Here is a 25,705-nt window from a genome sequence, read left to right on the forward strand (position 1 = left end):
AACGCTCATGAACATGCTCCAGCAACTCGCCTCGCAGACGCCGGTCTGGGTCTGGCTGCTCCTGGCCTTTCTGATCACCCGTGGCATCGCCGCCATGAAGCCGGCCGAGACCTCGCTGCAGAAGCTGGCGATCGTGCCCGCCCTGTTTGCCGCATGGGGTGCGTGGTCGATCAGCCATCGCTTCGGCGCGTCGCCGACCGCCTGGAGCGAATGGCTGGCCGGCATTGCCACAGGTGCTGCGCTTGCCTGGCTGCTGCTGAATCGGTTGAAGCTGACCGTGGATCGCAGCTCCGGCAAGCTCTGGCGCAACGCGGACTTCAGCCTGCTGCCGCTGCTGCTGGTCACCTTCCTGGTGAAGTACGGCTTCGAAGTCGCATTCGCGGTGTCGCCTTCGCTGTCCGCCAGCGCCGGTTTCAGTGCCGCCTACCTGCTGCTGGCGGGTGGTTTCACCGGCATCTTCGTGGGCAAGTACTGCCGTTATCTGGCCTCGCTGCGGTTGGATGCGGCGAGCAAGGGGCTGAGAGCCGCACGCTGACTGCAGGGTAGTGCCGGCCGCGGGCCGGCTTCTCTGTGTAAGCGCGTCTGCCATGTCGAGGTGCATGGAGATCCCGGTACCGCCAGGTGCAACGCGCCTCAAGCCTCCCCGCGCCACTGGCTCATCAGCATCTGAAGGAACCGCTCGGCGGTGGGCGAGAGCAGGGCGCCCCGGCGGCGGACGATGCCGATCGTACGCGATACCACCGGGTTGCCGATGGCACGTGTCACCAGGGTGGGGTGATCCCCGTCCGGCGTGGCCATCTTCGGCAGCACCGACACGCCGATGCCTGCCTCGACCATGCCCAGCGACGTGGACAGGTGGGTCACTTCGTAGTGCCAGCTCAGCTTGAGGTTCTCGCGCGCCAACGCGCCGTCCAGCAGCGTGCGGTTGCCGCTGGTGCGATGCACGGTGATCAGCTGGTGCTCGGCTAGATCGGCCCATTCAACCTTGCGCTTGCGGGCCAGCGGATGATCGCGCCTGCACGCCAGCACAAACGGATCCTCGGCCAGCACGTCGAAGTCGAGATTCGGGTCGTTGGCGCCCATGAAGTTGATACCAAATTCGACCTCGCCGCGCTCTACCGCCTGCAGGCCTTCGGTGGCCGGGATATCGAGGATGCGGAACCGCACGTTCGGATGAGCTTCGTGGAAACGTGCCATCACGCTGGGCAGGAAGTAGAACGCCGCCGTAGGCAGGCACGCGATGGTGACGGTGGCGCCGCGGGTGTCCTCCCGGCCACGCAGTGAGAACAGCGAACCATCGAACTCTTCCAGCATGCGGCGCACCAGCGGCAGCAGGTTCTCGCCGACGGCGGTGGTGCTGACACTGCGCGTGGTGCGCTCCAGCAGCGGCGAACCCACGGCCTGCTCCAGCTTCTGGATCCGCCGGCTGAGTGCAGGCTGGGACACATGCAGGATTTCCGCGGCGCGGTGGAAGCTGCGGGTCTCCGACACCAGCAGGAACGCGCGCAGATCCAGGATTTCACAATTGATGCTCATCAGGTATCAATCATCCAAAAATCAGCAATTCACAGATCAATTGGGGTCATGCCAGTATCGAATCACAGAGGGGCTATTCATCCCCTATACGCATCAATCTAGCACACGTATGTCCAACGATCTGCTCAGCATTCCCTGCGTGCTCATGCGCGGCGGCACCTCCAAGGGCCCGTTCTTCCTGGCCAGCGATCTGCCGGCGGACACCGCCGAACGCGATCGCCTGCTGCTGGAAGTGATGGGCTCGGGCCATCCGTTGCAGATCGACGGCATCGGCGGTGGCAACGCGCTGACCAGCAAGGTGGCCATCATCGACCGCTCGAGCCGGGCGGACGCCGACGTGGACTATCTGTTCGCCCAGGTCCGGGTGGAGCAGCAGGTGGTGGATACGTCCCCCAACTGCGGCAACATGCTGGCAGCCGTGGGCCCGTATGCCATCGAGCGTGGGCTGGTGCAGGCGCAGGATCCGCGGACCGAGGTGCGCATCCACAACGTCAACACCGGCAAACTGATCATTGCCACAGTGGAAACCCCGGGCGGCAACGTGGTCTACCGCGGCGATACGCGGATTGCCGGCACGCCGGGATCGGCCGCGCCGGTCAGGCTCTCCTTCCTTGATGCCGCAGGCGCCCTCACCGGCAAGCTGCTGCCCAGCGGCCACGCGCAGGACATCATCGATGGCGTGCCGGTCAGCCTGGTGGACTGCGCCATGCCGATGATGCTGGTGCGTGCCGAAGACCTGGGCGTGAGCGGCGATGCGTCGCCCGCTGAGCTGAATGCGAACAGCGCCTTGCTGGCCCGGCTGGAAGCGCTGCGCATCGAGGCGGGCGCCCGCATGGGCATCGCCGATGCCGGCGACAAGGTCATTCCCAAGCCGGTGCTGCTGTCGGCGCCGCAACATGGGGGCGATCTGCAGGTGCGCTATTTCATGCCGCACCAATGCCACACTGCACTGGCCATTACCGGCGCGGTCGGCCTGGCCACCGCCGCCGTCACGCCGGGCACGCTGGCCCACACTTTGGTCGGATGCCTGTCCGTTCCCGGCAGCATTACCCTCGAACATCCGAGCGGGGCCCTGGAGGTGGGCCTCAGTCGCAGTTCGGGCGATTCGCCAGTGATTGCCAGCGTGGTTCGCACTGCACGCCGCCTGTTCGAGGGGCGCGTATACGCGACATCGCCCGCGCCCGCCGCGGCCAGTGCCACCCAAGCCCGCCAATGGACGTCAGCGGCATGATCTGAAACCGGTCGGGTCGGCACAGGCGTGCCTGCCCACCACCACAACGTAGATGCTTCACTCCTGGGAGGGATGATGTACAAGCAGTTCCTGATGGTCGCGCTGTGCGCGGCCGGGCTGGCCGCGGCCGGATGCAGCAATAGCGGCCGCGCGGAAGGCGCGTCCACGGGCAGCGCTGACAACGCACCGGTGCGCATCAGCGTCGGTTCCTACAACCTCAACAACCTTCCGTTCTTCATTGCCGACGCCAAGGGCTATTTCAAGGACGTCGGTCTCGAAGTAAAGACGGAGAACTTCGCGCAGGGCGGCTCCAAGGTGCTGCAGGCGCTGGTGGCCAACTCCACCGACGTGGCCGTCGGCTTCTACGACCACACCATCCAGATGCAGGCCAAGGGCAAGGATGTGGTCGCCTTCGTGCTGCTTTCGCGCAATTCGGGCCTGGTGATGGCCGGCCGCGAGGATGCCACCTTCGATCCGGCCCGCCCGGACACCATCAAGGGCCAGAAGGTCGGCATCACCGCACCGGGCTCATCGTCGGATTTCTTCGTCCGTCACTTCCTCGCCCAGCACGATATTCCGGCTGACAGCATCTCGCTGATCGGCGTCGGCTCGGGCGCCGCAGCGGTCGCGGCGCTGGAGCAGGGCAAGATCGACCTGCTGGTCAACTATGATCCTGCCGCCACCCTGATCACCGAACGCAAGGTCGGCAAGATCATCCTCGACGCGCGCAGCGACGACGGCGCCCGCCAGGTCTACGGCGGGCTGTACCCGACCTCGGTGATGTACGCCAACCAGAGTTTCCTGGACAAGCGCCCGGAGGCGGCCGAGAAAATCGCCCGTGCCGAGCAGATGGCATTGAAGTTCATCGCCGACAACAGTGCCGAAGAGATTGTTGCGGCGTTGCCGGACAGCTATGTCTCCGGCGACCGCACCACCTATGCCCGCGCGGTGGAGAACGCCCGCGCGATCTTCACCCGGGATGGCCGCTTCACGCCGGCCGACCTGGAGACGCCACTGAAGGTGCTGCGTGAATTCAATACGGATGTGGCCAAGGCCAACATCGACCTGTCCAGGACCTACACCAATGCCTTCGTCGAGCGTGCCAACGCTGCGGCGCCGGCCGCCCAACCGTAAGCGGAGGTAACCCCATGGCCCTCAATGCCACCGTGCGCCAGTTCAATGGCGCACCGCAGCTGGAGCCTGCACAGACCATGGTCGCCATCAACAAGGTGACCATGTCCTTCGGCGAGTTCACCGCCGTCCGTGATGTCGACATCCAGGTGGGTGACGGCGAGTTCCTTGCCATCGTCGGGCCCACCGGCTGCGGCAAGAGCACCATCCTCAATTCCGTGGCGGGCCTGCTGAAGCCGTCTTCCGGCCAGGTCAGCATCGACGGCCGCGCCGTCAGTGGTGTGCAGGAATCGGTCGGCTACCTGTTCCAGCAGGACGCGCTGCTGCCGTGGAAGACGGCTTACCAGAACGTTGAACTCGGCCTGCGCTTCCGCGGCGTACCCGAGGCCGAACGCAAGGCCAAAGCCAATGCGTGGCTGGCCAAGGTCGGCCTGACCGGCTTCGAGCATCGTTACCCCCATCAGCTGTCCGGTGGCCAGCGCAAGCGGGTGCAGATGGCGCAGGCGCTGATCGTCGAGCCGAAGGTGATCCTGATGGATGAGCCCTTCTCGGCGCTGGACATCCACACCCGCCACCTGATGCAGAACGAGCTGCTGCGGCTGTGGCAGGAAGACCGGCGCTCGGTGATCCTGATCACCCATGACCTGGAAGAAGCCATCGCTCTGGGAGACCGCGTGGTGGTGCTGTCCTCCGGCCCGGCCAGCCGTGTTGTACGCAGTTTCGATGTGGATCTGGAACGGCCGCGCAACGTGGCCGAAATCAAGCTGGATGACCGTTTTACCGACCTGTACCGCGATATCTGGGCCTGCCTGCGCGGCGAAGTGGAGAAGAGCTATGCACGCCAAGACTGACAAGTTCATCCAGCTGGCCCTGGTGATCGCCGTGTTCGGTGGCTGGGAAGGCGGCATCGCGCTGGGCGTGATCGATCCGTTCTTCTTCCCCTCGCCAACGGCGATCGTGCAGCAGGCCTGGACCTGGCTGTCGGATACCTCGTTCTACCAGCATGTCTACATCACGCTGACCGAAACCGCGCTGGGCTACATCATCGGTACCGGCCTTGGCGTGGCCGGCGGTGTCTGGCTCGGCCTGAGCCGGCGCTCTGCGCGCATCCTGGATCCCTTCATCAAGGGCTTCAACGCGATTCCGCGCGTGGTTCTGGCGCCGATCTTCGTGCTGTGGCTGGGCCTGGGCCTGTGGTCGAAGGTGGCGCTGGCGGTCACGCTGGTGTTCTTCACCACGTTCTTCAACGCCATGCAGGGCGTGCGTGAGGTGAACCCGGTAGTGCTGGCCAATGCCCGCATCCTCGGGGCGAGCCGCAGCGACCTGCTGCGCCATGTCTACTTCCCGGCAGCGGCAAGCTGGATCCTGTCCTCGCTGCGCACCTCGGTCGGCTTTGCGGTGGTCGGCGCGATCATCGGTGAGTACCTCGGCGCCTCGGCGGGCCTGGGTTACCTGATCGCGCAGGCCGAGGGCAACTTCAATGCGGTGGGTGTGTTTGCCGGCATCATCATCCTGGCCGCCTTCGTGCTGGTCATCGACGCCCTGCTGGACGTGGTCGAGAACAAGCTGATCACCTGGCGCCCCAACGCCCAGGCACAGGCCACCAGCTGACCAGGCCGGGCTGAGCCCGCCTGACGCGCCGCCGGGCCGATCCGGCGGCGCGCGTTTCCTCCCCCGAACTTCCCCCGCACCACCGAAACAGGCCAGCGCCAGGCCAGGGGGCCGGCTGGCCGGAGAGAGCCCATGAACCCTCCCACCGTGCTGCCGATGGCAGCGCTGTCGGTCGCGCTCGGCCTGCTGTTGGCCAGTGGCCATGCCGACGCACAGTCCACGTCTTCGCTTCCTGCGCCGCTGAGCCAGGCCGAGCTGTCACGCCTGGTGCAGCAGCAGGCGCTGCAGATCCAGCAACTGGAGGCCCGCCTCCGCGCCGTGGAGGGCGGGCAGGGCACTGCGGCCGCTCCGCCCGCGCACCCTGTACCTGCTCTGGAGACGCGGGTGGCCGCACTGGAATCCGGACAGTCCAAGTTGCCCAAGGTCTCCTGGGCCAAGGGCGCGCCGGAGTTCAGCAGCGCCGACGGCAATACCGTTTTCCGTCCCCGCGGCCGCCTGTTCGTCGACGCCTCCAGCACTGACGGTTCCGCAGTCAGCGACCGCAACGTTTCTGGTACCGAGATCCGTTCGGTGCGCCTGGGGGCCGAGGGACGCTACGGCACCCTGGGCTGGGTGGTGGAGGGCGACTTCGCCGACAACGCGGTGGCCTGGAAGTCGGTCTATGCCACCCTGGACCACACCCTGTTCGGCCTGCCGGCCGATCTCACGATGGGCAACCGCTTGAACGATCGCGGTATCGATGGCTCCAGCAGCACCTCCAACACGCCGTTCCAGGAGCGCAATGTGGTCGGCACGTTGATGCTGCCGCAGCGCGGCCTGTTTGGTGTCGGGCTGACCGAGCGCGTGTATGGAAAGGGGTGGCATGCCAGCCTGTCGGTGGCCGGCAACGACCTCAACAACGGCGGCACCGACAACGACAGCCAGACCTGGGCCACCCGCGTCCATTGGAATCCGCTGGATACCGCTGCTGCCACGTTGCATCTGGGCGCATGGGCCTTCCACGAGAAGATTCCCGCTGGGGCCAGCGGCGTGGTGCGCAGTTCGGCGATCGCCGGGCATTTCAACGATCTGGTCAAGATCACGCCGGGCACGCTGCTGGGCGCCCAGCGCAGCACCGCCTATGGTGCGGAACTGGCCAGCTTCTTCGGCCCGGCGTGGGCAACCGGCGAATGGGGTACGCGAAGCCTGCGCGGGGCCGATGCCAGCGGTCGCTACGATCGCGACCACCAGGCGTGGGCGATCTCGGCCGGCTGGTTCCTGGCGGGCGCGCTGCCGTCCTATTCGGGCAAGGCCGGCACCTGGGGCAAGGTGAAGGTCGCCGATCCGGTGACGCGCGGCGGCAGCGGCGCGTGGGAGCTGAAGGGCCGTTACGAGGACGTGGACTATGCCGAGCTGCCCAGTGGCGGTACCGGCCACGCGTGGACCCTGGGCGCGAACTGGTACCTCAACGATTTCAGTCGGGTGATGTTCGAAGCCGTGCGTTGGCAGACCCGCCACCGCAGCGGCAGTGCAGCGGGCAGGGATGAAGGCACCACCTTCAATACCCGCCTGCAGCTGGTCTTCTAGGGCCGTGGCGCCGCCTGCATTCTGGTCACAGCAGCAACAATGCAGCGATGAGTGCAGGCGGCATCACCAGCGCGCCCACGCGCAGGAAATCGAGCGCGCTGACATGCTCGCCTTCGCGACGCAACGCCATCAGCCACAGCATCGTGGCCAACGAGCCGGTCACTGACAGGTTCGGGCCCAGATCCACGCCGACCAGCAATGCGGCACGGGTCTGCGCCGGCAGGTCCGCCATCTGCCCCAACGAACCAGCCGCCAGGCCAACCGGCAGATTGTTGGCCACGTTGCTCAGCAGTGCCGCCCCACCACCGGCCAGCCAGCTGGCCTGGTGCGGTGACGTCTTCGCCAGCGCCTGCAGCGCGCTGGCCGCACTCTGGATGGCGCCGGTCTGGGCCACTGCTTCCACCAGTACGAACAGGCCGGCCACCAGCGGCAGTACGCCCCAGGACACGTGGCGCAGCAGCGGAAGCGGGCTGCGTCGCTGGCGGATCGCTACCGCCGCCACGCTCAACGTACCCGCACAGAAGGTGGTCAGGCCCAGCGGCCCGTTCAAGGCGGACGTGACCAGCAGCACCGTGCCGGTGAACAGCACACCCAGCGCACTCAGGCGCCCGCCCATGGTCAGCGGGCGATGCGCCGGCGCGGTCACCAGCGGCTGTGCGATCTCGCGCCGGTGCACCCAGCGCAGCACAAGATAGGTCGCACCGATCGCCGCCAGCGAGGGCAGTGCGAACTGCGCCAGCCACTGCAGCAGCGGCGGCATGTGCTGGCCGTACACCACCAGGTTGGCCGGGTTGGAAATGGGCAGCACGAAGCTGGCCGCATTGGCGATGAAGGCACAGACGAACAGGTAGGGCAGGGGATTGGCGCGGGCCGCCTTGCAGGCGGCGTAGACCGCCGGCGTCAGCACCACGGCCGTGGCATCGTTGGACAGGAACACCGTCACCAGCGTGCCGACCAGGAACACCAGGTCGAACAGGCGTCGCCCCGATCCGCCGGCGTGGCGGACCGCATACAGCGCCAGCCAGTCGAACAGCCCTTCGCGGCGGGCGAGCTCGGCCAGCACCATCATGCCGACCAGGAACAGGTAAACGTCACGCCCTTCGGCGACTGCGTGCCACGTAGTGCCGAACGACACGGTGCCGCTGAGCGGAAGCAACGCCGCCGCACCGAGCGCCCACACATACTCCGGGATGCGGAACGGACGGAACAGCAGGCCGACAGTGGCAACGGCCACCGCCATCCAGATGATGAGCGAAGAATGGGAAGCGAGCATGGAGTAGGGGCGTGCGCGGTGCCGTCCATCGACCCTGCCGCCGGTTCTCCGGTGCATTTGATCGGCGTGCAGGCGCCCGCTGCGATCAGTGCAAGTGCCGGGGTTGCGGCATCATACCGTGCCAGCCGTCCAGCGAATGCCCTGGCGCGGCGCGTTCCGTGACGGCCGCGCCAAGGCGTTCAACACCGCGCCTACTGCGTCGCACACTCCACCTTGCGATCAAACTCGGTGCCCAGTACGACCGAGGTGATCGCAAGCGTTGTGCCCTTTCCGGCTCGAAGCGCAAACGGCACGTTCAAGCGGCTCATGTCTGCCCCGGCCTTGGCCAGGCACTTGAGGGGAACGCCCAGCCTGATCCACTCATTGCGCGGCGCCGCCGACAGCGCAGGGCCCAGTGCAACCTCGGCAGCACACGCCGCCCCGCAGGTGGTACCGAGTGTCACTGCGGATTCCGCCGGGAGCTGTTCGACACGCACGGTCGCTACCACGGAGAGCTCGCCGTTGGTCTCGCGCGACCAGTCCAGCGGAGTATTGGCCTGCAACGCCACCGCGGCCGGCGCCCGGAAACTGAACTGGCGTGCGCCCTCCTGCACATCGGTATTGATCGCGACCATCGCCAGTGACTGGTCGGCAGTTGTCGCATTGGGATGCACGACATCGGTCGACTCGCCATTGGCGGCAGTCAGGCGAAGCATCAGGCCGGTGCCGGCCACACCACGATCGAACAGGATGCCACTGCCTGCGGCGTCCGGATCAATGCCCGGGTCCTCGGAAAGAGCAGGCAGGTTTCCCTTGTCGCCATAGGTCAGGCCGTATCCGAAGGCGAACTGCGGGTCGTAGTCCTTCTGCCCCACGTTGTTCTGGTACTGGTTGGCGCGGCGTGGCCACGAGAAGCTCAGCTTTCCGCGGAAATCGTGCTGCACCCGGCCATCGGCCCCGCGCAGAAGGACATCGGCCACGCCGGCACCTTCCGATCCGGGCAGCCAGGCGGCAACGAAGGCATCGGCTACATTGATTTCGCGGTTGAGCCACAGCGGGCGCCCACCCAGGAAGACCGCGACAACCGGAATGCCGTCGGCCTTCAAGCGCTGCATCAGTTCCAGGTCGCCGGACTTGCCGTTCTTGAACATCAGGTTCGGCAGGTCGCCCTGGAACTCGGCGTACGGCTCTTCGCCGAACACCACGATGGCCACATCGGGACGGCTGCGGTAACGCCCATCGGCCACCAACTCGGCCTGGCCGCCGCCCGATCTGATCTGTGCCTCCAACCCTTCCCAGATCGTTTCCGCATTCGGGAAGTCCTCGCGGCGCGTGCCATCGCCCTGCCAGCTCAACGTCCAGCCGCCGGCCTGCCGGCTCATGTCGTCGGCGCCATTGCCCGCCACCAGCACGCGTTGCTTCGGCGACAGTGGCAGCAACTGATTCTGGTTCTTCAGCAGCACCAGTGATTCGCGCACGGCCTGCCGCGCGATCTGGCGATGCGCCGGCGCTCCAAGCAGCTCGAACTTGCCACCCAGTGCCCGCTCCGAGGGCCTGGGCTTGTCGAACAGGCCCATGCGCATCTTTACCCGCAGGATGCGGCGCACCGCGTCGTCCAGCCGTGCCTCCGGCAGGCTGCCGTCCTTTACGTGGGCCAGCGTGCTTTCGTACATGCCTTTCCAGCTGTCCGGCGCCATCGCCATGTCCAGGCCGGCAACATAGGTCTTCGCGCAATCGGTGTTGGTGCAGCCCTTGATCTGGCCATGGCCGTTCCAGTCGCCGACGACAAAGCCGCCAAACGCCATCCGGCCCTTCAGCACATCGGTCAGCAATGGCTTGTGCCCGTGCATTTTCTCGCCATGGAAGCTGTTGAACGATGCCATCACCGATTGCGCACCGGCGTTGATCGCCGGCACATAGCCGGCCGCGTGGATGTCGCGCAATGCGGCCTCGCTGACGGTGGTGTTGCCCTGGTCCTTGCCGTTTTCGGTTCCGCCGTCACCGAGGAAATGCTTCACTGTTGTCATCACGTGGTGGTCATCAAGGAAGTCGGCCGCGCCGACCTTGCCCTGCAGGCCTTCGACGAATGGCCCCGCATAGCTCGCCACCAGTGCAGGGTCCTCGGAGTATCCTTCATAGGTACGACCCCAACGGTCATCCTGCGGAACCGCCACGGTCGGCGCGAACGTCCATTCCATGCCGGTCACGCGGGTTTCGGCTGCGGTGATCCTTGCGATCTCGCGCAGCAGTTCCGGGTTGCGCGCCGCGCCCAGGCCGATGTTGTGCGGAAACAGGGTGGCGCCAACCACATTGCTCTGGCCATGCATCGCGTCGATGCCCCATATGATCGGGATGGCCTTGCCACCATTGCGCGTGTCCATCGAGGCTTCCCAGAACGCGTCAGCCAGCGCCAGCCACTCGGCGGGCTTGGCGTTGTAGCGGCCGCCCGGGTCGGACGCGCCACCAGCAAGGATTGAGCCCAGTCGGTACTTGCGCACGTCATCAGGCGTGACGCTGGCGATATCGCCCTGCACGATCTGGCCGACCTTCTCCTCCAGCGTCATCGACGCGATCAGTGCGTCGATGCGTTTCTCCATTGCCGGATCATTGGCCAGCGGCCACTTCGCCTTCGGCCAGTTGGCGGCTGTGATCGTGCCTGCTTCGCGCGGCGGGGCAGGGGCCGCGCCGATAGCGGGTGCCAGCGCCAAGGCGAGCGCGGCGGTCAGCATCAGGTGGTGTAGACGGAAACCGGGGTTGCGCTTCGCACGATCGGAATGACGGAAGTTCATGGGAACGATCATCTCGGATGGATGGCTTGAAGAGGTGTGCAGACCAGAAAAGCAACCTGACAGCGTTGTCAGTCGAATCGGAGCATACCCAGCCCCCGGGACGATTGCTTGCTGCACAGCGGCATCGGATTTGAGGATAAAGTTGCATCTGTATCCACATCCCGTGGTGCAGGGGTCCGGTAAAGATGGTGAGGCTATGACGGTCAAAGGACGGGGGATGCCGGGACCTGAGCAGGTGCCGGCAGGCAGGCCGGGACGCGTGCGCATCGAGGATGTCGCGGCAACGGCCGGGGTCTCCATGAAGACCGTATCGCGCGTGCTCAACAACGAGCCGAACGTCTCCAAGAGCACCCGGGCCCGTGTTGATGCTGCGGTGGAAAAGCTGCGCTACCGCCCCTTGCCCTCGGCGCGTGTCCTCGCCGGCCGGCGTTCCTACCTGATCGCGATGCTGTTCGACAATCCGTCCTCGAACTATCTGATGGAGATCGAGATGGGGGTGCTCGATGCCTGCATGGAACAGCACTACAACCTGATGCTGGCGCCGCTGATCTACGACGCAGCCGATATCGTGGAGAAGGTCGAGTCGTTGATCATGCAGTCGCAGCTCGACGGCGTGGTGCTGACGCCACCACTGACCGACGACAGCGCCCTGCTGGACCGCCTGGTCGACCTGGGCATCCCGTATTCCAGCATTTCGGCAAAGGAACAGAACCGGAACGTGGGCGTGGTGGTGGACGAGATCGGCGCGGTGGTTGCGCTGATCGCACACCTGGCCTCGCTCGGCCATACCCGCATCGCCCATATCAAGGGGCACGCCGCGCACGGCGCAAGCATGTGGCGCCTGGCAGGCTACCGTGAAGGCCTGCGCAGGGCGGGGCTGCGCTACGACCCCAGCCTGGTGCTGGAGGGCGAGTTTTCATACGAATCAGGCTACAACGGTGCCAACGCGCTGCTTGATCGACCTGATCGGCCGACCGCCATCTTCGCCGCCAACGACGATATGGCGGCGGGGGTCATCTGCGCGGTGTTCGAGCACGGCCTTTCGGTGCCGGGCGACATCTCGGTCTGTGGTTTCGATGACACGCCGATTGCCCGCCAGATCTATCCGGCGTTGACCACCGTCTGCCAGCCCACCCGTGAGATGGGCCGGCGGGCGGCCATGGAGCTGATCAAGGAAGTGCGCGAGCTCGGCAGCGGTGGTGTGGTCGATATTGACTACGCCCTGCAGGTCCGGCGATCCACGGGACCGGTCCGTCACGATTGAATGCGGTCCAACGGCCGGCCGGCGCGATCGGCAGGCCGCGCTGGCAGGGCAGGGGCGCGGCTCAGTGGCCCGCTTCGGTCGCCAATCGCTCCAGATCAACACCCTGGCGACGAAGTGTACGGCCGGCCGCCCAGGCGTAGAACGCCAGATAACAGAAGCACAGCACGCCAATGATGAAGCTGTAATGTACACCGACCTTGTCGGCGAGTGCGCCCTGCGCCCAACTGACGATGCCGCCGCCCATGATCATCATGATCAGAAGGCTGCTTGCCTGATTGGTGTGGCGGCCCAGGCCGGAGATGGCCAGGGTAAAGATGCAGGGCCACATCGTGCTGCAGAACAGCCCGACACTGATGAAGGCGATGACACTGGTCATGCCGGTGGTGAACATGCCGACCAACTGCGCCGCAATGCCACACACGGCGAAGTACAGCAGCATGCGCGATGGACTGCCCTTGCTGGCCAGGGTGGCGATGATCATCAGGACGATCACCGGCGCGTAGTGGAGGAACTGCGCGGAGTCGTGGCCTGATACCGCGTTCACGGCGAGGTAGATGGCGAACGCGACGAACGGAAGCACCAGCATCAACAGCTTCTGGGTGCCTGCGCGCACATCGAACGCACCTGCGGCACCACCCCAGCGGCCGATCATCAGGCTGGCCCAGTACAGCGACACGAACGGGGCGATCACCGAGGTTTCCAGGCCCAGTCCTCCCTTGCTCAAGGGCTGTTCAAGATAGGCCGGAAGATTGTCGATGGTCGACACCTCCACGCCGACGTAGAGGAAGATCGCGATCATGCCCATGACCAGCTGCGGGTAAGCAAGCGCAGATCTGCGGTCTGTCTGGTGATCTGCCCCGGTTACGCCTGCGGGGACCGTCGCGGACAGCTCGACATGATTGGGCACGCTCGAGAACCGCAGCAGCACGGCCACCAGTACGAAGGCGGCGCCCAGTACCAGGTACGGTATCTTTACGCTCTCGATGCTGGCCTCTGTATTGCCCGCTGACACACTGCCGAAGATGGCAATGCTCACCAGCAGTGGGCCCACTGTTGCCCCCAGGTTGTTGACGCCGCCGGCCATGGTCAGGCGCTGCGATCCGGTGGCCGGGTCACCCATGATCACCGCCAGCGTATTGGCCGCGATCTGCTGGAGCGAGAAGCCGAGGCCCACGATGAACAGGCCGGACAGCATCAGTGCAAACGAGCCGGTGTTGGCTGCTGGATAGAAGAGCAGGGCGCCCAGTGCCGAGACCAGCAGGCCGATGCAGATGCCGTTGCGATAGCCCACCCGATGCAGCAGGTCGGTGCCGATGGCACGTGAAACAGCGATGTAGATCAGTGAACCAGCGGTGTAGGCAACGTAGAAGGCCATCGCCACGTACATGCTCTGCGCCTGGCTGAGATGGAACGCCTTCTTGAACACCGGGATGAGGATGCCGTTGCTTGCGGCAACGAAGCCCCAGAAGAAGAAGACGGTGATGAGTACGCCGAACTGCGACCAGCGGGTTGTGTGTTTCATGATTCTCATGTCATGTCGTACAGGACGACGCCCTGCGCGTTGACGCACAGGGCGGGAACAGGTGGTTGCGTGGGGAGGGCCGGCGAACCCGGCCCTCCTTCATGGCGGTGCTGCTCAGAACTGGTAGCGCAGACGCAGGCCGTAGCTGCGCGGATCGTTCAGGAAGCGAACGTTGATGCCCGATCCGACCAGCGCCTTCTGCGAGACGTCGTTGCCGAGCAGGTTGTTGCCCCATGCTTCGACCCGCCAATTGCCGCTCAGTGACGTAAACCCGATGCCGGCGTTCAAGGTGGTCTCGCCGCGCTGACGGTCCGGGAAGCCTGCGGCAGCAGCGCTCTGCGTGCGGTCACGAACCAGTTCGCCAGTGACCGGATCCTTGCGGATGAACTCCACGTCCCGGTTGTTGTACTGGGTCAGGAAGAAGGCCGAGCGGTACGAGGCCAGCAACTGCCAGTCGAAGGTACCGAAGCGCAGCTCGGTCGTATGCTGCAGGCGCACGTTGAAGGTGAGCTTCGAGGCCAGCGGCAGTTCATTGCCGGACAGGTCGATCAACGAAGTGGCACCACCGGCGTCGTAGTTCTGGCTGCGGACATCGGCGACGGTGCCGCGCTTGATCTCGCTGTCCATCCAGAGTGCATTGATGTTGACCATGAAGTTGTGCGGGAAGCGCAGGCTGCTTTCCGCCTCCAGGCCATACACCGCCGACTTGCCGACATTGCGGTTGACCAGCGCATAGCCAGTGGCTTCACCAGTGGTCGGGTTGGTGGCGATCACCGCCAGGTCCTGGAACACCTGGTCGCTGTAGTCGTAATAGAAGCCGCTGACATTGAAGGTCGAGGTTCGGCCCAGCATCTGGAACGAGTTCTTGCTGCCGATTTCGTAGGCAATGATCGATTCTGGCTTGAACGTCTCCGGAATCTCCTTCGGATCGAACGTGTCGTTGAAACCGCCCGCCTTGTGGCCGGTCGACACCAGGCCGTACAGCAGGCTGTCGTCGCTCACGTCGTACTCGAAACCCGCGCGCCAGTCGGTAAAGCTGAACTTGCTCCTGCCGAACTGCTGGGCGGGAATCGCGCTGACCTGGGCCCAGCTCTGGTATGGGCAGTCGACGGTGTCGCCGCCGATGTCGGGACGATCCACGCAACCGAAGGGGCCGCCGTCGGGCACCGCGCCGATCTGCTGCAGCAAGGTGTCGTTGCGACCATGGCGCAGCACGCCCTGAAGCAGGAAGCGGGCCATCTCGGCTTGCGAGGTGATGTTGCTGACATCAAAATTCGGGCGGCTCATGAAGGCCGGCTCGAAGCCCGGAGTTCCCAACCGCGTGGCGAAGTCGCCGCCCTGGCCGGGCAGGCCCAGCGACCAGTTGCCGCCGATGCCGTAACGCGACTTCTTCTCCTCGGAGTAGCGCAGGCCACCCTTCAGGCGCAGGCGTTCGGTGACATCAAACGTGCCGTCGGCAAAGATCGCTGAGGACTTGCCGTTGACCTTGGGCATGGTGAACTCGGTGCCCGAGTACCAGCGCCCCTTGTCCACCAGCGAAAGGTAGCCCACCCGCTGGTCCTCGTTGAAATGGAACAGGCCGGTGGTCCAGCGCAGCCGTTCGTCCTGGTCCGACGTGAACCGCAACTCATGCACCTGCGACTCCGACTCGGTCAGCCAGTACTGCGTGGAGTAGTTGTCGTAGTCGATGCCACCCGGGTTGCTGGGCGATACCGGATCGATGTTGCGGCCCGGCCAGAGGATGCCTTCACTCTGCGCATTGGTCTGGCGGTAGTCCACGTTGCGGTAGCTGCCGTTGTACTCCACCGCCACCTTGCCGAAGTCGTAGGAGATGCTGGTCTGCGCCCCCCAGTTGGTGCTGTCGAGCTTGCCCTGCGCGCCACGGTAGATGATCTTGCGCAGGTCGACATCGTCCGGCAGATAACCGGCCTTGGCGGCGGTGTAGACGTTGGCACCGGGATAGCCCGTGCCGCCTTCCTTGCCGATGTCGGCCATGGCGAAGATCGAGAGCTTCTCATCCGGCTGGTAGAGGAACGACAGGCGTGCACCGCGATCATCCTGCACGCCTGCCGGTTCCAGGTCCTGCGCGCGCCCCGCATTCTTGAACGGTGAGTCCTTCTCCACCTTGTAGCCGGCCACGCGGAAGGCCGCGCCACCGCCGATCGGCAGGTTCAGTGCGAACTCGCCACCCCGGTGGTCACGATTACCGACTTCGGCCTGTACATATCCGCCGAAGGCTTCCAGATCGGGGCGCTTGGTGATGATGTTGAGCGTGCCGGCCAGCGCGTTGCGGCCGCGCAGCGTGCCCTGCGGGCCCTTGTTGATCTCCACGCGCTCGACGTCGTAGAACATGCCGCCCAGGCCGCGGGGACGGGCGATATAGGCGCCATTGATGTGCGGTGCAGCGCCCGGATCACCCAGCTCGGTATTGTTCGAAGAGCCCACGCCGCGGATGAAGATCTCCAGGTTGCCTTCCTGGTTGGCCATGCTCATGCCCGGCACCAGGGCCTGGATGTTGCGCAGCTCATTGTTGATGCCCAGCGCACGCGTATCGTCCGCGGAAATTGCCTGGGCGGTACCTGCATATTTCTGCAGGTCCTGTTCCCGACGTTCGACAGTGACGATGACGGCGTCCAGCGTTGAGGCCTCCCGTGCCTCGCTGGTGGTGGTGGAGCTGCTTTCCTTGGCTGTTTGCGCTGCGACCGGCAGCGCTGCAGTGGCGGTGACGATGGTGGCAAGTACTGCCTGTGCGAGTGTGCTCTTCCTGAAATGGCCGGTCATAGGGTCCCTCTCTCCCCATAAGTGATGTCTGGACGTTCCCGCGCCACGCGCCGGACGTGGGCTCTTGTAAGCGCCGCCTGACAACGCTGTCAATCAGAATGAACGATGGATGACCAGATGCTCGGGAAATCAGGTAGTTGAGCGATCAGCAGGGCTGCCTGGCACGCCGCATTTGCTGCAATGCGAAACGAAATCGAGCGGCGTTGCGCCCTGCATGCGACTGCAACGGCCGGATCGGAACCATCAGAAAGCGGGCCGGCAGCAAGGGCCATCGGCTTCGCGTATCCGCTGGCGGGCTACTGGGCCCTGCGGGTCGCGTGGTGCTGATGCTGCCATGTGGCCGGGCATGACTTCAGGCACTCGGCTTTGACTACAGTTGTAGTCAATGTGAGAAGGCATTCACCGGAAGAGCTGCCCATGAAAACTGCCCGATGGTTGTCCGGCTTCGCGGCCTTGATGCTGGCCCTCCCTGCTCTGGCCAGCACGACCACCACGGCCGACGCCGTCGCGATGATCGAACGCAACGCCCGTGCCGCGCATTCCGACGCGGTGCTTGTCTGGAAGGATGGAAAAACACTGCTGGAGCTACAGCCAGAGACAGGCGAGGAGCCGGTTCACCTCATGTCGGCCACCAAGTCGGTGGTGGCGCTGGCCATCATGCTCCTGCTGGACGACGGAAAACTGGCCTCGGTCGACGAGCCGGTAAGCAACATCTTCGCGGAGTGGAAACAGGGGCGGAAAAGGGACATCACGGTACGTATGCTGCTGGACCATACCTCTGGCCTGCAGAACGTGGCCAACGCGGGGGAAGAGCTGGAAGCTGCGCCGGACCTGGTCAAGCTCGCGCTGGCTGCAGAGCTGAGCAGCGATCCAGGCGCCACGTTCTCCTACAACAACAAGGCTACCAATCTGCTGCCCGGCATTGTCGAGCGTCTGGCAGGAGAACCGATGGATGCCTACCTTGAGAAGCGCCTGTTCAAACCGCTGGGCATTGCCCGATATACCTGGTTGAAGGACGGTGCGGGCACGCCATTGGGCATGGCCGGATTGTCGCTGAGTGCCCGCGATCTGGCGAAGATCGGGCAGCTGCTGCTTGATGGCGGCGTGACTCCGGCGGGTACGCGCGTGCTGAGCGAGCGGTCGGTGGCGCTGCTGACTGGAGCAAGTGCCCGCTCCCCGGATGTTGGTTTTCTGTGGTGGCGCATTCCGGCATGGGAGCGCTATGAGTTGAAAGGCCAGATGGCCGGCTTCCTGGCGCAGCATGAGGTCAGCGCTCCGGTCCAGCAGGCATTGCTGGCCACCGGGGGCAGGGTATTCGACAGCAAGAGTGCATTGATTGCGGACGTCGCCGAACGACTTGGGGCGGACTGGCCGCAGCACTATGGCAGCGAGATCACCCGTCGTGGACTCAAGCTGTCCGACATGTTCGACATCCAACGCGGCCCAACCGTTGCCTACGCCGCCAACGGCTACCTGGGCCAGCACCTGGTCATCGTTCCGCAACAGCGAGTGGTTGCCGTGCGCCTCATCCACCGACGCGACAGCCATCGCGCTCCACTGGATGACTACGCGACATTCCCGGCGGATGTACTCAAGCTGGCCCAGGCGCTTCAGTGAACGGAGGAGCCGGGCCTGCGCCCGGATCCTCGTCCACTACTTCGTGCTGCTGGCCGGAGTGTCAGGTCTGGCAGGGGGCACCACTACTTCGGCATCAGCACGGTATCGACAACGTGGATGACGCCGTTGGATTGGTTGACGTCGGCGATGCTGATGCCCGCTTTGCCACCCTTGGCGTCGATCACCCACAACGTGCCGTCGTGAAGCGCCACGGTAAGCGGCTCGCCTTGCACTGTCTTCAGCGTGGCTTTTCCACCGTGCTTCCTGGCATCGGCCAGGAGCTGGGCGGAACTGAAGCGTCCTGGGACCACGTGGTAGGTGAGGATCCGGGTGAGCTGCGCCTTGTTTTCAGGCTTCACCAGTGTATCGACCGTGCCTGCTGGAAGCTTGTTGAAGGCCGCATTGGTGGGCGCAAAGACGGTGAAGGGACCGGCGCCATTGAGGGTCTCGACCAGGCCTGCGGCCTTGACCGCTGCCACCAGAGTGGTGTGATCCCTGGAGTTCACGGCGTTTTCAACGATGGTCCTGGTCGGGTACATCTCGGCCCCGCCAACCATTACGGGATCTGCGGCGAAGCTGGCGGAAGCGGCTGAGACGAGTACGGCGAAGCTGACTGCGGCGGCGATGCGCTGGAGAGCGTTCACGGTGCGTTCCTCGGTAGGATGCCCGCACAGCGCGGGCATCCTACATACGGCTGGCGGGAACACCTGGATGCACCAGCGTGATGCTGAGGCCGGCGTCGATCGAATCCACGCTACCGGACAGACGTGCGGTCATTGACCAGAGCCGCTCGCTGCCGCCCGCAGGGCAATATGGACTGCGTGGGCATCATGAGCCTTTGATCGGCAATCGCGCGGACGAAAACGGACTCTCCTACAGACTCCAATCGACCCGCAGGCCGGCAATCAGCGCATTCGGCAGATCATGCTGGCGTGCGGGTTCGTTGAACTGATCCGGATGCACGATGTAGTGCAGGTTCGGCGCGACCCGAAGCTGCGAGGTGACCTGGACGCCATAGCTGAGCTCCATCATCACCTGGCTCCCGTGCGGGGTACCGCTGCCACCCGCTGCGGCACGGGCAAGGCGCAGGTTTTCCAGCGCGATGCCGCTGTACTTCTGCTGGGTCACCACGAAAGCGATGCTGTCCTGCGGTCGGCTTGCGAACGTGCCTTTCTGCACCAGGCCGGCCTGCAGGAAGTGATCCTCGATCAACTGCCCGGAGGTACCCTTGAGCGCGGCGCCGAAAAGGGTCAGGCCGCGGCCACTGCCATCGCCGGTAAGCTGCTGTTCGAAGCGGGCGAACGCACCGGAACGACCGTGGCGTGTCGCGTACTCCTGGCCACTGAGCAGCACCGGCATGCCATAGGCATCGCGCAGCGGGTCGCGATAGGTCGAGTTGTCCTGCCAGCCACCGAGCTCGTACTTGGCTTTCAGGCGCGCCGACGCAGGGCTGCGCCAGCCGATCGTGTACGGCACGATCCACCCGGTGGCCTGGTTCGTACTCCATTTCAGGCCGTGCTGGCCGTCCTCGGCTTGGCTCGGGTCGACCTGATAGGCGCCGACGCGCACGTAGACATCCGGCGTCACCCAGACCGTGGCATCGGCCATCCAGCTCGATACCGGCCACCAGGTGAAACTGCTGGTGCGGAACACGTAGGTCGGGTTGCCGCAGGCCGAGTTGCCTTGGAAGTACTGGCACAGCTCCGAACCGAGATGATGGATGTTGGCGACGCTGCGCCCGACTTCCAGCACCAGTCGGTCGTTCAGCAGTTTCTGCTCGAGCGTCAGATTGGCCAGGCGCGTGCCCTGGCCGCCGTAGATTTCCTGCACCGAGGTGCTGTTGCCCGTGCTGCTGTTGGCAAGATTGGTGCCATGCCGGTTGATGCCGTAGGCCTTGACCGTTGCACCTCGCCAGCCAAACGCAGCGTCCAGGTTCATGTCGGCGCCGAACATCAACTGGCCGGCATAGGCCGTGCCGCTGCGCTTGCCGCCATCGAGCGTGGCAGCCGCTTCGCCGGTGTACGCCAGCTTGGGCATGAAGACCTCGCTCGCGTCGGTGGCTGCGGCCACGGACGGCAGGGCCAGCAGGATGGTCACCGGCAACAGGCGGCGGGAAGGAGAGGTCATGGGCGAGGTTCCTTTTACAGGGTGGGAGCCGTGACCGGCTTCTTGAGGACGCGCAGCGCGACCGCGGTGACAGCCACGCCGGCCACCAGCGCCAGCAGGTAGATGCCAAGATGGGTGACCGCGTTCGGGATCGGCAGCACGAACACACCGCCGTGCGGAACCTTCAGCTCAACACCAGCTGCCATCGAAATCGCACCGGCCACCGCAGAACCAAGGATCAGCGCCGGAATGGTGCGCAGCGGATCGCGTGCGGCGTAAGGGATCGCACCTTCGGTGACAAAACTGAGGCCAAGCACGCCTGCGGCACCGGCGGTGCCGCGCTCCTCGGCGGTGAAGCGGTTGCTGAACAGCCACGTCGCCAGCGCGATACCCAGTGGCGGCGTCATGCCGCCGATCATCGTCGCCGCCATCGGCGTATAGACCTGGCTGGAGATCAATGCGGTGGAGAAGGCATAGGAAGCCTTGTTGACTGGCCCACCCATGTCCACTGCCATCATTCCACCCAACAACAGGCCGAGCAGGATCGCGCTGCTGCCCTGCATGCCGCGCAGCCAGTCGGTCAGCCACGCCAGCAGCCCGGCGACCGGCGTACCGATCACGTACATCATCAACAGGCCGACCAGCAGTGTGCCCAGCACTGGCAGGATCAGCACCGGCTTGAGGCCTTCCAGGCTGCGCGGCAGCCGCAGCGCACGGTTGATCCAATGCACGCCGTAGCCGGCGATGAAGCCGGCGAGGATGCCGCCGATGAAGCCTGCATCCATGTTGACCGCAACCAGTCCACCGATCATGCCGGGCGCGATGCCGGGCCGGTCGGCGATGGAGTAGGCGATGTAACCGGCCAGCGCCGGCACCATCAACATGAAGCCGGACTTGGCACCGATCTGGAACAGCGACCACGCCAGCGTGCCCTTGTGCGCGTCATCGAAGGCATAGATGCCGCCAATTGCGAACGCCAGTGCGATCAGCAGGCCACCGGCAGTGACGAACGGCAGCATGAACGACACGCCGGTCATCAGGTGCTTGTAGGGGCCGGTTGCCCTGGTTTTCTCGGCCGTGCCGCCCGGAGTCGCGATGCCTGCCTGCACGCCGGCCTCGGCCAGTGCCTTGCGGATCAGGTTCTGGCCGTCGTTGATCGCCGGCTTGGTGCCACTCTTGAACAGGCGCTTGCCAGCGAAGCGCGACAGATCGACTTCGCGGTCGGCGGCAATCAGCACCAGATCGGCGGCCGCGATTTCCTCGTCGCTCAGCGCGTCCTGCGCGCCCACCGAGCCCTGGGTTTCCACCCGGATCGCGTATCCCAACGCCTTGGCCGCCTGCTGCAGGCCTTCGGCCGCCATGAACGTGTGGGCGATGCCGGTCGGGCAGGAGGTGACGGCGACGATGTGCTTGCCGGTGCCTGCCGTGGTTGCGGCCGACAACGGTGCCAGCGCTGCAAGCGGATCGTCCAGTACTTCGCCGAGGCTCGCGCGCACGATCTGGGCGTTGCCGAAGCGGGAGCTATCCGCCTCGCCGTCACCCACAAGCAGCAGCTGTGTCGCGGCGGAAGCATCTGCGGCTGGCAGCGCGCCGGTCACGCCCTGATCGCTGCGGATTTCGATCATCAGCTCGAGCCCGCGCTGGCGGGCGGCGCGGCGTAGCGCTTCGGCGGCGAGAACCGCTTCGATGCTGCGATCGCCTGCGGCGATGACTACGGTGGAAACTTGCATGGGAACTCCTGGAATGCTTCGGGTTCGTCCTTGCAGGAGGCACTGTGCGCTGCTCGAAGCCAGCAACAGCGCCTCCTGCAGTCGTCTCAATCCAACCGCTCGATCAATACGTCGCCGGTCCACTGGCGCACCTGCGCCGGATCCAGCCGTCGCGCGTCACCGCTTTCCAGGCGGCTCATCGAGAACGCCGTGGCCAATCGTGCACAGCCGGCCAGATCGAAGGAGGGCTCCAGCAGTGCGGCGGCGATGCCGGCCACCATGGCGTCGCCCGCACCGACCGTACTGCCCTGCGCCAAATGCGCTGGTCGCGCGACCAGCGCGCCGCCGCGATCAATGAACAGCGCGCCGTCGATGCCCATCGAGATCGCTACGAGCGCGACCCCGCGTTCGACCAGGGCCACGCCCGCCGCCTGCAGGGCGTTTCGATCCGGCAACGGCGTGCCGGTCCAGGCCTCCAGTTCGTGGCGATTGGGCTTGGCCGCGTAGGGAAGTGCGCCTTGTGCGCCGCTCAATGCAGCCCCAAGTGCGTCGCCGCTGGTGTCCAGCAGCACGCGCGCACCGGCGGCGCCGGCCTGTGCCTGCAAGCGCGCCCATGCGTCGGCCGGTAGCCCGGACGGCAGGCTGCCGGACAGCACCACCGGCAGGTTCGGCTGCAGCAGGGCGGCGAGCCGGCGCGACACCGCGTCCAGGTCGGCGTTGCCGAGTGCCAGCCCGGGCAGGTTGATGTCGGTGGTCTCGCCGCCATCCTCTTCGACCAGCTTGATGTTGGTGCGGGTGCGGCCCGGAACACGCAGGCAACCGTCGGCGATGCCACGCGCCGAGAACAGCGCACGGAACACGCCGTCGTTGCCGTCGCCGAGCACGCCCAGAGCCGTTGTCGGCACCCCCCAGTCGGACAGGCAGGCGGCAACGTTGATGCCCTTGCCACCCGCATCGTCGTGGCTGCTGCGGGCGCGGTGTACCTGGCCCGGGTGCAGGCGCGCCAGGCGCACGGTCTGGTCGATCGCCGGGTTGAGGGTGATGGTGACGGCGCCGGCGTTCATGCGCGGGCTCCGTCGAGGGCGCGCACCTGCTCGGCGGTTTCGCAGTCCAGCGCCGTCGCAGCCAGCGCTTGCAGATCGGCCAGCGCGCTGCCACGCAGCCGCGCCTTCACGGCTGGGATGTCGTTCGGGGTCATCGACAGCTCGTCCACGCCCAGGCCGGCCAGCAACAGTGCGCCGAACGGATCGCCGGCCAGTCCGCCACAGACACCCACCCAGCGCCCATGCAGGCGCGCGCCATCGACCGTGGCGCGGATCGCGCGCAGCACCGCCGGGTGCAGGCTGTCGGCCTCCGCCGCTAGTTCCGGGTTCTGGCGGTCGATCGCCAGCACGTACTGGGTCAGGTCATTGGTACCAATCGAGAAGAAGTCAGCGTGGCGGGCCAGTACATCGCTCTGCGCGGCAGCGGCCGGCACTTCGATCATGATGCCGATCGGAACATCGGGTGCCTCGAGTTCGGCGCGCAGGCGCTCGCAGATGGCGCGCAGAGCGACCAGCTCGCTCACCGAGGTGATCATCGGGAACATGATGGACAGGCGTTCGCCGCCTTTCGCCGCGCGGTACAGCGCACGCAGCTGCGGTTCCAGCAGGTCCGGCCGGCGCAGCAGCAGGCGCGCGCCGCGCACCCCCAGGAACGGGTTTTCCTCATGCGGCAGCTCAAGGTGGGCGACCTGCTTGTCGCCACCGATATCGAGCGCGCGGACGATCAACGGACGGCCGTCGAGCGCCTTGGCCATGGCCAGATAGGTGGCGTACTGCTCATCTTCGCTGGGCGTGCTGCCACGCTCGAGGAACAGGAACTCGGTGCGCATCAGGCCAACACCTTCCGCACCCTGCTCAAGCGCCAGCGGCACCTGGTCGGGCAGGTTCACGTTGGCGCCTATGTCGATGCGATGGCCATCGGTGGTCTGCGCCGGCTGCGCGCGTTGAGCCGCTTCGCGTGCGCGGGTCTTCTGCTGCTCGGCGATCCAGGCGCGTGCCGAAGCAAGATCGGCCTCGGAAGGGGACAGATAGAGCCGCCCGCTGCTGCCGTCGATGATCGCCTCGCGGCCGGCCTGGATCGCCAGCAGTTCGGCGCCACCGGCAACCAGCGCCGGCAGGCCGAGCGTGCGCGAAAGGATGGCGGTGTGCGAGGTCGGCCCGCCCTGCGCGGTGGCCAGGCCAATCACGCGGTTGGTGTCCAGGTGGGCCGTATCTGATGGCGACAGGTCGGCCGCGAGCAGGATGCACGGGTGCCCGGGCAGGTCGGACAGGCCACAACCGGCGGCAGAAGGATCCAGCAGCGACAGTACGCGGCGGCCAACGTCACGCAGGTCGGCAGCGCGGCCGGCCAGCACCGGGTTGCCCAGCGCCGCCAGGCCCGAGGCGATCTGTTCGATGGCCTGGTGCCAGGACCACGCGACGCCATGGCCTTCGACCATCAGCTGGCAGGTGCGGGTGATCAGGTCGGTGTCGTCCAGCAGGGCCGCGTGGGCCTTGAAGATCGCTGCATCCGAGGCGCCGAGCCGGCGCTGGGTGTCGTCCTGCAGGGCCGCCAGCTGCTGCCGGGTGCGGCTGAGTGCATCCTGCAGGCGTGCACCGCCCTCGCCGAGCGGGGCGGGGCGATCGGCAACGTCGGCCTGCGCGCTGGCCAGTACATGCACCGGACCGATGGCCAGCCCGGGGCTGGCGCCGATACCGACGATGGCAGCCTGTGCTTCGGGCGGATTCCAGCCCGCGACCGGCGCCGCCTTTCGCTGTGCTGCACGCTCCGCATCGGCCTTTTCCTGCGCCACCAGCCCATCCATGGTCTTGCGTAGTGCAGCCAGCAGTGCGGGGGCATCGGCGCCTTCGGCCGAAACACGCACGGCATCGCCCTCGCGAAGCCCGAGCTGCAGCAGCGCCACCAGACTCTTGGCATCGGCCGCCTGATCGCCCGCGCGCACCTGGGCCCGGGCCGTGAAACCCCGCGCCGTCTCAGCCCAGCGAGTGGCCGGGCGCGCGTGCAGTCCGCTGGGGTAAGCGATGGACCAGTCGAAGTGCTCGGCCAGGTCCGCCACCGCCACGTGAGCGACAGAGGCTGCGACATCACTGGCGAGCGCATTGACGATGTCGCTCGCATCGGGGGTGGTGAACAACCGCTGCAGCGCGGCCTCGTCCTGGATCAGACGGGTCAGCCTGCGCAGCAGGGTGATGTGGGTATCGGACTGGGCGGCAATGCCAACCACCAGGCGGGTGACCTGGCCCGGGTTCCATTCCACGCCTTCCGGCAACTGCAGCACCGCAATGCCGTCGCCGCGCACCAGGTGGCGGTCCTCGCCGAGCCCATGCGGGATCGCCACGCCATGGCCGAGGAAGGTGTTCGCCAGCGCTTCGCGGCGTCCCATGCTGGCCTCGTAGCCCGGCGCCACGCAGCCGGCAGCGACCAGCATCTGGGCCACCTGGGCGATGGCATCGGTCTTGTCCTGTGCCCGCGCGTCCAGGCGGATCAGTTCCCGGCTGACGGGGGAAGGGGAGGTCAGGGGCGACAAAGCGGGCTCCGGGAGAGAT

At 65.9% G+C, this 25,705-nt stretch carries 18 protein-coding genes; 8 read left to right on the plus strand and 10 right to left on the minus strand.

The genetic code is table 11. The annotated features are described in order from the left end of the window. Positions 1-7: 7 nt before the first annotated feature. The gene (locus tag R1H25_RS03880; protein ID WP_317222781.1) at positions 8-535 is read left to right on the plus strand and encodes a DUF6622 family protein; all 528 of its coding nucleotides are present in this window, start codon (positions 8-10) and stop codon (positions 533-535) included. A 98-nt stretch (positions 536-633) separates the two neighbouring features. Here the strand turns inward: R1H25_RS03880 and R1H25_RS03885 are convergent, their stop codons facing one another. Beyond that, positions 634-1,536 carry a LysR family transcriptional regulator gene (locus R1H25_RS03885; RefSeq protein ID WP_010485668.1) on the minus strand — a complete coding sequence of 301 codons (903 nt, stop codon included), beginning with the start codon at positions 1,534-1,536 and terminating at the stop codon, positions 634-636. A gap of 109 nt (positions 1,537-1,645) precedes the next feature. Between R1H25_RS03885 and R1H25_RS03890 the strand changes: the two genes are divergently transcribed. From R1H25_RS03890 to R1H25_RS03910, 5 genes are all read left to right on the plus strand, one after another. Beyond that, entirely contained in the window at positions 1,646-2,767 is a 1,122-nt protein-coding gene (locus tag R1H25_RS03890) for a 4-oxalomesaconate tautomerase (RefSeq protein ID WP_317222903.1), read from the plus strand. Positions 2,768-2,842: 75 nt separating this feature from the next. After that, a complete protein-coding gene (locus tag R1H25_RS03895; protein ID WP_049447990.1) occupies positions 2,843-3,901 on the plus strand; it encodes an ABC transporter substrate-binding protein in 1,059 nt (352 codons plus the stop codon). A gap of 14 nt (positions 3,902-3,915) precedes the next feature. Further along, positions 3,916-4,749: an ABC transporter ATP-binding protein gene (locus R1H25_RS03900; RefSeq protein WP_049447912.1), complete on the plus strand. Its 834-nt coding sequence runs from the start codon at positions 3,916-3,918 to the stop codon at positions 4,747-4,749. Further along, a complete protein-coding gene (locus R1H25_RS03905; RefSeq protein ID WP_049447913.1) occupies positions 4,733-5,509 on the plus strand; it encodes an ABC transporter permease in 777 nt (258 codons plus the stop codon). The genes R1H25_RS03900 and R1H25_RS03905 overlap by 17 nt, the downstream gene beginning before the upstream one ends. Positions 5,510-5,641: 132 nt before the next feature. After that, positions 5,642-7,075, plus strand: coding sequence for an OprO/OprP family phosphate-selective porin (locus tag R1H25_RS03910; protein WP_241880590.1), 1,434 nt, complete (start codon positions 5,642-5,644; stop codon positions 7,073-7,075). A gap of 25 nt (positions 7,076-7,100) precedes the next feature. On the opposite strand, the gene R1H25_RS03915 is transcribed toward R1H25_RS03910, so the two are convergent. Together R1H25_RS03915 and R1H25_RS03920 are read right to left on the minus strand one after the other, a co-directional pair. Continuing rightward, positions 7,101-8,348 carry an arsenic transporter gene (locus R1H25_RS03915; RefSeq protein ID WP_317222782.1) on the minus strand — a complete coding sequence of 416 codons (1,248 nt, stop codon included), beginning with the start codon at positions 8,346-8,348 and terminating at the stop codon, positions 7,101-7,103. Between the two features lie 191 nt (positions 8,349-8,539). Then, positions 8,540-11,116 carry a glycoside hydrolase family 3 N-terminal domain-containing protein gene (locus tag R1H25_RS03920; protein WP_317222783.1) on the minus strand — a complete coding sequence of 859 codons (2,577 nt, stop codon included), beginning with the start codon at positions 11,114-11,116 and terminating at the stop codon, positions 8,540-8,542. Positions 11,117-11,333: 217 nt separating this feature from the next. On the opposite strand from R1H25_RS03920, the gene R1H25_RS03925 reads away from it, so the two are divergent. After that, positions 11,334-12,380 carry a LacI family DNA-binding transcriptional regulator gene (locus R1H25_RS03925; protein ID WP_317222904.1) on the plus strand — a complete coding sequence of 349 codons (1,047 nt, stop codon included), beginning with the start codon at positions 11,334-11,336 and terminating at the stop codon, positions 12,378-12,380. Positions 12,381-12,441: 61 nt separating this feature from the next. On the opposite strand, the gene R1H25_RS03930 is transcribed toward R1H25_RS03925, so the two are convergent. Next, complete coding sequence (locus R1H25_RS03930) at positions 12,442-13,950, minus strand: MFS transporter (RefSeq protein ID WP_317222784.1); 1,509 nt, start codon at positions 13,948-13,950, stop codon at positions 12,442-12,444. A 66-nt stretch (positions 13,951-14,016) separates the two neighbouring features. Further along, on the minus strand, positions 14,017-16,683 hold the full coding sequence (locus R1H25_RS03935) for a TonB-dependent receptor domain-containing protein (protein ID WP_317222785.1): 2,667 nt from the start codon (positions 16,681-16,683) through the stop codon (positions 14,017-14,019). Positions 16,684-17,100: 417 nt separating this feature from the next. Here R1H25_RS03935 and R1H25_RS03940 point away from each other — a divergent pair, with 417 nt between their 5' ends. Beyond that, a complete protein-coding gene (locus R1H25_RS03940) occupies positions 17,101-18,300 on the plus strand; it encodes a serine hydrolase domain-containing protein (protein ID WP_317222786.1) in 1,200 nt (399 codons plus the stop codon). An 83-nt stretch (positions 18,301-18,383) separates the two neighbouring features. On the opposite strand, the gene R1H25_RS03945 is transcribed toward R1H25_RS03940, so the two are convergent. The 5 genes from R1H25_RS03945 to ptsP all read right to left on the minus strand — a co-directional run bounded on the left by R1H25_RS03945 (position 18,384) and on the right by ptsP (position 25,686). After that, entirely contained in the window at positions 18,384-18,983 is a 600-nt protein-coding gene (locus R1H25_RS03945; protein ID WP_317222787.1) for a fasciclin domain-containing protein, read from the minus strand. A 190-nt stretch (positions 18,984-19,173) separates the two neighbouring features. Then, complete coding sequence (locus R1H25_RS03950; protein WP_317222788.1) at positions 19,174-20,427, minus strand: carbohydrate porin; 1,254 nt, start codon at positions 20,425-20,427, stop codon at positions 19,174-19,176. A 14-nt stretch (positions 20,428-20,441) separates the two neighbouring features. Next, entirely contained in the window at positions 20,442-22,136 is a 1,695-nt protein-coding gene (locus R1H25_RS03955) for a fructose-specific PTS transporter subunit EIIC (protein ID WP_317222789.1), read from the minus strand. 86 nt (positions 22,137-22,222) lie between these two features. Next, positions 22,223-23,179 (minus strand): 1-phosphofructokinase family hexose kinase, encoded by a 957-nt coding sequence (locus R1H25_RS03960; protein WP_317222790.1) that lies wholly within the window; start codon positions 23,177-23,179, stop codon positions 22,223-22,225. Continuing rightward, positions 23,176-25,686 carry a phosphoenolpyruvate--protein phosphotransferase gene (gene ptsP, locus R1H25_RS03965; protein WP_317222791.1) on the minus strand — a complete coding sequence of 837 codons (2,511 nt, stop codon included), beginning with the start codon at positions 25,684-25,686 and terminating at the stop codon, positions 23,176-23,178. The genes R1H25_RS03960 and ptsP overlap by 4 nt, the downstream gene beginning before the upstream one ends. Positions 25,687-25,705: the final 19 nt, after the last annotated feature.

This window comes from Stenotrophomonas veracruzanensis (genome assembly GCF_032911525.1).
Taxonomy (GTDB): Bacteria; Pseudomonadota; Gammaproteobacteria; order Xanthomonadales; family Xanthomonadaceae; genus Stenotrophomonas; species Stenotrophomonas africana.

Excerpts from the sequence above, each read along its gene's own strand:
- R1H25_RS03885 (WP_010485668.1), bottom strand. The coding sequence starts at position 1,536 with ATGAGCATCAATTGTGAAATCCTGGATCTGCGCGCGTTCCTGCTGGTG.
- R1H25_RS03905 (WP_049447913.1), top strand. The coding sequence starts at position 4,733 with ATGCACGCCAAGACTGACAAGTTCATCCAGCTGGCCCTGGTGATCGCC.
- R1H25_RS03935 (WP_317222785.1), bottom strand. The coding sequence starts at position 16,683 with ATGACCGGCCATTTCAGGAAGAGCACACTCGCACAGGCAGTACTTGCC.
- R1H25_RS03955 (WP_317222789.1), bottom strand. The coding sequence starts at position 22,136 with ATGCAAGTTTCCACCGTAGTCATCGCCGCAGGCGATCGCAGCATCGAA.
- R1H25_RS03910 (WP_241880590.1), top strand. The coding sequence starts at position 5,642 with ATGAACCCTCCCACCGTGCTGCCGATGGCAGCGCTGTCGGTCGCGCTC.
- R1H25_RS03890 (WP_317222903.1), top strand. The coding sequence starts at position 1,646 with ATGTCCAACGATCTGCTCAGCATTCCCTGCGTGCTCATGCGCGGCGGC.
- R1H25_RS03900 (WP_049447912.1), top strand. The coding sequence starts at position 3,916 with ATGGCCCTCAATGCCACCGTGCGCCAGTTCAATGGCGCACCGCAGCTG.
- R1H25_RS03945 (WP_317222787.1), bottom strand. The coding sequence starts at position 18,983 with ATGCCCGCGCTGTGCGGGCATCCTACCGAGGAACGCACCGTGAACGCT.
- R1H25_RS03915 (WP_317222782.1), bottom strand. The coding sequence starts at position 8,348 with ATGCTCGCTTCCCATTCTTCGCTCATCATCTGGATGGCGGTGGCCGTT.
- R1H25_RS03895 (WP_049447990.1), top strand. The coding sequence starts at position 2,843 with ATGTACAAGCAGTTCCTGATGGTCGCGCTGTGCGCGGCCGGGCTGGCC.
- R1H25_RS03950 (WP_317222788.1), bottom strand. The coding sequence starts at position 20,427 with ATGACCTCTCCTTCCCGCCGCCTGTTGCCGGTGACCATCCTGCTGGCC.
- R1H25_RS03880 (WP_317222781.1), top strand. The coding sequence starts at position 8 with ATGAACATGCTCCAGCAACTCGCCTCGCAGACGCCGGTCTGGGTCTGG.
- R1H25_RS03920 (WP_317222783.1), bottom strand. The coding sequence starts at position 11,116 with ATGAACTTCCGTCATTCCGATCGTGCGAAGCGCAACCCCGGTTTCCGT.
- R1H25_RS03960 (WP_317222790.1), bottom strand. The coding sequence starts at position 23,179 with ATGAACGCCGGCGCCGTCACCATCACCCTCAACCCGGCGATCGACCAG.
- R1H25_RS03925 (WP_317222904.1), top strand. The coding sequence starts at position 11,334 with ATGCCGGGACCTGAGCAGGTGCCGGCAGGCAGGCCGGGACGCGTGCGC.
- R1H25_RS03940 (WP_317222786.1), top strand. The coding sequence starts at position 17,101 with ATGAAAACTGCCCGATGGTTGTCCGGCTTCGCGGCCTTGATGCTGGCC.